Here is a 7709-nt window from a genome sequence, read left to right on the forward strand (position 1 = left end):
CTCGAGGACAACACGGACGGGGAAATCTTCATGGGCGACCGGCGGTTCAACGAGGTGCCGCCTGGGCGGCGCGGCGTATCGATGGTGTTCCAGAGCTACGCGCACTTTCCGCACATGACCGTCTATGAAAACCTGTCGTTCGGCCTGACGCTGTCGCGCGTCGACAAGGCGACGATTCGCGACAAGGTGCTCGGCGCGGCGCGCGCGCTGCAGATCGAACACCTGCTCGATCGCAAGCCGCGGGCGCTGTCGGGGGGCCAGCGGCAGCGTGTCGCGATCGGACGGGCGATCGTGCGCGAACCGGGCGTCTTCCTGTTCGACGAACCGCTGTCCAATCTCGATGCGTCGTTGCGCGTGCAGACGCGCCACGAGATCGCGCGCATTCACCGCGAGATCGGCCATGTATCGACGATCTACGTGACGCACGACCAGGTGGAGGCAATGACGCTCGCCGACCGTGTCGTGCTGCTCAATTCGGGCGAGGCGACGCGCCAGCACGGCAGTCTCGCGCAGGCCGGATCGCCGCTCGAGCTTTACCACCATCCGCGCAACCGCTTCGTCGCCGGGTTCATCGGTTCGCCGAAGATGAATTTCATCGACGCCGTGCTGATCGACGCCGGGGAGCGGCAGGCGCGGGTGCGTCTCGCGAGCGGCGAAGTGCTGTCGGCCTGCGTCGATGCCCGCCGGTTGCGCCCGGGCGAACCGCTCACGCTCAGCATCCGCCCGGAGGATTTCGCGCTCGGCAGCGAGCGGCAGCATCTCGTGCGCGAGGCGACCTGGCAGGAGCGGCTCGGCGAAGCGACCTACGTCTACCTGCGCGGCGACGATGCGGGGCAGCAGTGGATCGCCAAGCTGCCCGGCACGACGAACGTCGGTGCGGGCCACCGTCTTTCACTGTTCATGCCGCCCGACAAGCTGCATGCGTTCGACGGCAGCGGGCAGGCACTGCGGCGCTGCATCGACGAGGAAGCGCCGTTGCTGGCCTCGTACGCGTGAACCGGAAGCAATCAACGCAACGATACGAGCGGCGCGACGCCGCCGCAAACCACAAGGAGGAGATCCCGATGAATATGCGCAGGAACGTGTTGAAGAGCGTGTTGTGCACATTGGCGGCCACGGCCGCATTGAATGCCGGCGCCGCCACCCTCGTCATCAACACCGATACGTCCGATGTCGCGGTGAAGGCCGCGTTCGACGCCGCGGTGGACGGCTTCAAGGCGGAAAACCCCGACGTGCAGGTCAAGGTCAACCGCTTCGACCACGATGCGTACAAGACGGCGATCCGGAATTTCCTGACCGCCGACGCGCCCGATGTCGTGAACTGGTATCCGGGGCACAAGATGGAGCCGTTCGTGCGTGCGAAGCTGTTCGAGGACGTGTCCGATCTGTGGGCGAAGGGGAATCTCGACGCCAAGCTGAAGTCGGCGGCACCGGCGCTGACCCTCGACGGCAAGAAGTGGGGCATCCCGTACACGTATTACCAGTGGGGCAACTATTACCGGAAGGACCTCTTCGCAAAGTTCGGCATCGAGCCGCCGAAGACGTGGCAGGCATTGCTCGACGCGTGCGCAAAGCTCAAGGCGAACGGCATCACGCCGCTCGTGATCGGCACGAAGGAGCCGTGGACGAATCTGGCGTGGTTCGACTATCTCGACCTGCGCGTGAACGGCTTTCCGTTCCACATGGCACTGACGAGCGGCAAGGTGCCGATGACGGACCCGCGCGTCAAGGCCGTGTTCGATCGCTGGGATCAATTGACGAAGCCGGGTTATTTCCTCGCCAATCACGCGTCCTACACATGGCAGGAGGCGGCCGCGTCGCTCGCGCAAGGCAAGGGCGCGATGTACCTGATGGGCAACTTCGTGGTGGCGCCGATGAAGCAGGCCGGCCTCGGCCCGGACAAGCTGGGCTTCATGCCGTTCCCGACGATCGATCCCGCGGTCCCCCGCGCGGAGGAGGCGCCGATCGAGTCGATCCACATCCCCGCGAATGCGCGGAACAAGGCCGATGCGCGCCGCTTCCTCGCCTATATGGCGCGCGCGGACGTGCAGGCCCGGTACGGCGAGCGCACCGAGGAACTGGCGGTCAACCAGGATGCGCCGCCGCCGAGCGATCCGTATCTGAAGGCCGGCGCGGCGCTGCTCGCGAACGCACAGGGGCTGTCGCAGTTCTTCGACCGGGATGCCGCGCCCGAGCTGACCCAGGCCGCGATGGACGGATTCGAGCGCTACATGCTGAAACCCGACTCGCGTGGCGAGGTGCTCGACCGGCTGGAGCAGGTTCGCCAGCGCGTCTACAAATAACGATCGAATCGTGGCCCGGACGGACGCGGCGTCGCGTTCGTCCGCCACCGGAGGTTTCGTGCAATCCACTGCCACATCCGTCGGCGCCCCGCGCGTCACGTTCTGGGAGCGTCACCGGCGCGCGATCGCGCCCTGGCTTTTTCTCGCGCCCGCGCTCGTATTGTTCGCCGTCTACGTCATCGTCCCGATCGCACGCTCGATCGGCTTCGGCTTCTATGCGTGGGACGGCTTGAGCACGCCGTGCTTCGTCGGCCTGGGCAACTACCTCGAGCTCCTCGGGGACCCCGATTTCTGGACGGCGTTCAGGAACAACATCATCTGGCTGGTCGGCTTTCTGCTGGCCGTTCCCGCCGGCCTGTTCTTCGCGCTGTTCCTCAATCAGAACGTGTTCGGGATACGCGCCGTCAAGTCGATGTTCTTCTTTCCGTTCGTGATCTCGCAGGCCGTGATCGGGCTCGTGTTCGGCTGGTTCTACGATCCGTCCAACGGCCTGCTGTTCCACGTGCTCCATGGGTTTGGCATCCCGCCCTTGGCCGTGCTGTCCGACGAGCGGTACGTCACCTACGGCATCGTTGCCGCCGGGCTCTATCCGCAGATTTCGTACTGCATGATTCTTTACCTGACGGGCCTGTCGAACGTGCGGGCCGACCTGATCGAGGCAGCCCGCCTCGAAGGTGCGCATGGCTGGTCGATGCTGCGTCGCGTCATCCTGCCCCAGTTGCGCTCCGCGACGTTCGTGGCGATCGTCGTGACGGTCGTCGGCACGCTGCGCAGCTTCGACATGGTGTCGATCATGACCCAGGGCGGCCCGTACGGATCGTCGCGGGTGCTCGCCTATTACATGTACGAACAGGCACTCGGCGATTACGGCTATCGGGTCGGCTACGGCTCGGCGATCGCGACGATCCTGTTTCTGCTGATGCTCGTCTATATCGGCTTCGTCATCGTTCGCGTCTACACGCAGGAAAAGGAGCTTGCCTGAATGTTTCCCACACCGATCGAACAGGCCGGCCGTTCCGCGCAATGGCTGTACCGCGTCGTGCTTGCCGTCGCGCTCGTCGTCTGGCTGCTGCCGCTCCTGGCCGTCGCGCTCACGTCGATTCGCGGGTCCGCCGACATCTTCGCCGGCAACTACTGGGGATGGCCGACCGAGTGGCGCATCGTGGAGAACTATCGCGCCGTGTTCACGGATACGCCGCTTGCGCGCTATCTCGTCAACACCTGCCTGATCACGTTGCCCGCGGTGATCGGCGCGGTGGCCCTCAGCTGCATGGCGGGCTTCGCGCTTGGCGTCTATCGGTTCAGGCTGAACCTGCCGGTCTTTTTCCTGTTCCTGGCCGGCAACTTCGTGCCGTTCCAGATCCTGATGATTCCGGTCCGCCTGATGAGCCTGCAACTGGGGCTCTACAACTCCGTGCCGGGCCTCGTGCTGTTCCATGTCGCGTTCAATATCGGCTTCTGCACGTTCTTCATGCGCAACTTCATCATCGAGCTGCCGCGCGAGCTGATCGAAGCGGCCCGCATGGATGGTGCGACCGAGTTCCAGGTCTTCTACAAGGTCGTGCTGCCGCTAGTGCGGCCGGCGATGGCGGCGATCTCGGTACTGGTCTTCACCTTCGTGTGGAACGACTACTTCTGGGCGACGGTGCTGGTGCAGGGCGATCACGCGATGCCGGTCACCGCCGGGCTGAAGACGCTGAGCGGCATCTGGGTCGCTCAATGGCATCTCGTCGCGGCCGGGTCGATCGTGGCAGCCCTTCCGCCTGTCCTGATCTTTTTCTTCAAGCAAAAACACTTCATTGCCGGCCTCACGATGGGGGCCACCAAAGGGTAAGACCTATGTTCGATACGAAACTGGTGTGCTTGAACGGCTCCAACGTCTGCATCGCGCTGGAGGAGTCGTCCGGCATGCCGCCGGTATGGCGTCACTTCGGCGCGAAACCCGATGAACGTGCCGGCGTGTGGCGCGCCGCGAGCGCGCGACCACACCCGCCTACGGTGCTCGACGGCGATCCGCCGTTCACTGTCCTGCCGACCCACGGGTTCGGCTGGTTTCATCAGCCCGCACTGGCGGGCGCCCGCCCGGGGACGGGCGGCGACACGGACTGGGCGCAGCAATTCCGGCTCGACGAAGTCAGCCAAAACGAGCACGGCATGTTGCTGAAGCTGAGCGACGAGCAAGCCGCGCTGGGCGTGACGCTCAGTTATGCGATCGATCCGGTGTCGGACGTCGTGACGATGTGGGCCGAGGTGGAGAACCGGGGCGAGACACCGTTTCGCGTGGACTGGCTGGCCGCGGCATCGGTGCCGTTGCCGCCCGACGCAGACCAGGTACTGGGTTTCTTCGGGCGCTGGACCCTCGAGTTCCAGGAAACGCGCGAGCGCCTCGGCGTCGCAACGTGGCGCCGGGACAACCGGCGCGGCCGCACGTCCCATGACTCGTTTCCGGGCGTGATGATCGGTTCGTCACTCGGTGACGACGAAGGCCAGGTTTATGGCGCGCACCTGGGATGGAGCGGCAACCATTCGATCGTCATCGAACCCATACTCGACGGTCGTCGGCAACTCCAGTTGGGCGAGTGGCTGGCCCCGGGGGAAGTCGTGCTTGGCCCCGGGCAACGCTATCGCACGCCGTGCGCCTACCTGTCGTATAGCACGTGCGGCCTGAACGGACTGAGCGCCGGGTTCCATCGTTTCGTTCGCGCAAACATGCTGAACACGCCGCAGCAGCCCATGCGCCCGCGCCCCGTCATGCTCAATACCTGGGAGGCCGTGTATTGCGAGCATGATCTCGCGGATCTCGAAGAGCTGGCCCGTGCCGCCGCGCGGCTGGGCGTCGAGCGCTTCGTGCTCGACGACGGCTGGTTTCATCGACGCAACAACGATCGCGCCGGGCTGGGCGACTGGTGGCCCGATGCCGACAAGTATCCGCGCGGACTCGCGCCGCTCATCGAGCGCGTGCGCGGCCTCGGCATGGAATTCGGGCTCTGGATGGAGCCGGAAATGGTCAATCCGGATAGCGACCTGTATCGCGCCCATCCCGAGTGGGTGCTCCGGCTAGACGGCAGGCCGCGGGTGACGGGGCGCAATCAGCTGGTGCTCGACCTGGCGCAGCCCGAGGTGGCGGCCCATCTTTTCGCGCAGGTCGGTGCATTGCTGCGTGAGCAAGCGATCTCTTACGTCAAGTGGGACATGAATCGCGATCTTGCGACCGCGGGCCACCACGGCCTCGCTGCGTACCGTCGCCAGACCGGTGCGTTCTACGCGTTGCTGGACCGGTTGCGTCGCGCGTTTCCGTCGGTGGAGATCGAGAGCTGCGCATCCGGCGGGGGGCGTGCCGACTACGGCGTGCTGGAATACGTTCAGCGGATCTGGACGAGCGACTGCAACGACGCGCTGGCCCGGATCGGCATCCATCGCGGTTTCCTGCGTTTCTTTCCGCCCGAGGTGATGGGCGCGCACATCGGCGCGGAATGCTCCCATACGACAGGGCGACGGCATACGCTGGCGTTCAGGGCCGCCGTCGCTATCTTTGGTCACCTCGGGCTCGAAATCGATCCGCGAACCTTGTCTACCGAGGAATTCGACGAAGCCCGCCGATGGATTGCGCTGTACAAGACGTGGCGGCCGGTCCTGCACGGCGGAACCTTGCGGCAGGGGCGTGCCGGCAGTGCGCTGTCGTGGACCCAGGCCGTCGCCGACGACGGGATGGCGTCGCTGCTGGCCGTCTATCGATTGCACGAGGACGAAACGCGCTACGCATTGCCGCTGCGCATCGAGGGTTTGCAGCGCGATGTCGTTTATCGCGTCCGCTTCCTTCATGTGCCCGTCGCGCCGCACTTCGTGCAACAGACCGATCTGTTCGCGGCCATGGGTGGCGAAGGCGCCGAATTGTCGGGAGCGACGTTGCTGGACATCGGCGTGCCGCTACCGCCGCTGCCACCTGAATCGTGCGTGCTGATTGCGCTGGAGCATGTGAGGCGGCTGGTGTAAGCGGCCGGTTCGGCGAACCGTGCAACGAGCTTCTGTTCGTGACGGTTCGTCAGAACGGGCTTGCTGATCGCACAGGCGGCGGCTGTCGGACTGTGATGAGTCCGCACGCGCGAGCGGGCCATACCATCGGGGGCAGCCCGGACGCGCGGAAAAGTCGACAAGCTGCCCACGCGGCCGAGCCGTTTCAGCGCAGCGTCGGCAGGCACGCCGACGCCAACGGCGACAGCGCGACCGCGTTTGCGAGGTCCTGATTGCTGATGCGTCCGTCCCGTTCGAGGTGCCGGAGGATCCGCATATCGGTTCGCTCGATGACGGATGGATGTGGGGCGCTGCGCTGCCGGGCGGCCGTTACCGCGTTATGTTCACGTTCGATCCGTCCGCGCGGGACGACGCGCTCGAACGCGAGCCGGAGTCTGTCTTGCGCAACGCCTGCACGCGAAGCGCCTTGTTCAAGGACATTGCAGGTTTGCCTTGGTGCGATTCGCCGCGCATGTGCGTATCGATGCCCTACGTCGACGCGCTCTCCTGGCAGGACGGACGCATCAAGCTCGGCGACGCGGCCTTCGCGCTCGACCCGATCTCGTCCTCGGGCGTCGAGAAGGCGATGCGTTTCTCGCTCCAGGCCGCTATCGCGATCAACACGTGGTGCCGGGCAAGCGATGCCTCGGAGCGCGAACTGGCGCAGCGCTTTTACGAATCGCGCCTGATCGAAAGCGCGGCGCGTCACCTCGCATGGACGGCCGGGTACTACCGTCAGGCATGGTGCGCCGAGTCGCCTTTCTGGCGCCTGCGCTCGACGCCCGCGTTGACGTCCGATACGGTTGCGACGTCCTCGCTCGGCGACGAAACCGCGGCGCGCGTAGACCTCATGACGCACGCGCTGCAAGACGAATTGGCGCACGTGCCGTCGAACCAGCCCCAGCCCAGCGAGCCCGCGCCTCCGTTGCCCTTGCACAGTCCGATCCGCTTCGCCCGCAATACCGGCATTGTCGTGGTGCCTTGCGCGACCGGCGACCGCGTCACCGCGCATCCCGCCTTGCAGCATCCGAGTCTTGATCGACCTGTCGCGTTCTGGAATGGCGTGGCGCTGTTTCCGCTCCTCGACATGCTGACGCGGGCAACGCATCCGCTCGAGCTGATTGCGTTTCTCGGCAGATCGATGGAAGCGGCCAGGGCGCAACAGCTGCTCGAATGGCTGTGGAGCAAGCAAATGGTCGAGCCCGCTGTCTTCAGCGCGGGAATGCCGAATCTCTACAGGCTTCGTCGAATCTTCGAGTAATCGAATAGTTGGCCGTCGAATGTGCAACTGTAGGCGTTCATTATTAGCGCTATGAATCGCACCGGGAATCGTGGAGGCTGGTTGGTTTAAGTTAATGCGGACACGTCAGCGGCATTTCTGAGTTGCCTGTAGTA

At 65.1% G+C, this 7709-nt stretch carries 6 protein-coding genes and 1 pseudogene; 6 read left to right on the plus strand and 1 reads right to left on the minus strand.

The annotated features are described in order from the left end of the window. The 5 genes from KVT39_RS35830 to KVT39_RS35850 form a co-directional block, all read left to right on the plus strand. On the plus strand, positions 1–996 hold a 996-nt coding region (locus tag KVT39_RS35830), incomplete at its 5' end, for an ABC transporter ATP-binding protein (protein ID WP_217591351.1). A 68-nt stretch (positions 997–1064) separates the two neighbouring features. Then, positions 1065–2303, plus strand: a complete 1239-nt coding sequence (locus KVT39_RS35835) for an extracellular solute-binding protein (RefSeq protein WP_217591352.1) — start codon at positions 1065–1067, stop codon at positions 2301–2303. Positions 2304–2361: 58 nt separating this feature from the next. Further along, positions 2362–3285 carry a carbohydrate ABC transporter permease gene (locus KVT39_RS35840; RefSeq protein WP_217591353.1) on the plus strand — a complete coding sequence of 308 codons (924 nt, stop codon included), beginning with the start codon at positions 2362–2364 and terminating at the stop codon, positions 3283–3285. Next, positions 3286–4137 (plus strand): carbohydrate ABC transporter permease, encoded by an 852-nt coding sequence (locus tag KVT39_RS35845; RefSeq protein WP_217591354.1) that lies wholly within the window; start codon positions 3286–3288, stop codon positions 4135–4137. Between the two features lie 5 nt (positions 4138–4142). Continuing rightward, positions 4143–6296, plus strand: a complete 2154-nt coding sequence (locus KVT39_RS35850; protein WP_217591355.1) for an alpha-galactosidase — start codon at positions 4143–4145, stop codon at positions 6294–6296. Between the two features lie 199 nt (positions 6297–6495). Here the strand turns inward: KVT39_RS35850 and KVT39_RS35855 are convergent. Next, a pseudogene (locus KVT39_RS35855) lies at positions 6496–6591 on the minus strand (AsnC family transcriptional regulator); the annotation flags it as partial. 63 nt (positions 6592–6654) lie between these two features. Here KVT39_RS35855 and KVT39_RS35860 point away from each other — a divergent pair. After that, entirely contained in the window at positions 6655–7575 is a 921-nt protein-coding gene (locus KVT39_RS35860; RefSeq protein ID WP_217591356.1) for an NAD(P)/FAD-dependent oxidoreductase, read from the plus strand. The last annotated feature ends 134 nt before the right edge of the window (positions 7576–7709 follow it).

It is taken from the genome of Burkholderia sp. GbtcB21 (assembly GCF_019091065.1).
Lineage (GTDB): Bacteria > Pseudomonadota > Gammaproteobacteria > Burkholderiales > Burkholderiaceae > Burkholderia > Burkholderia pyrrocinia_C.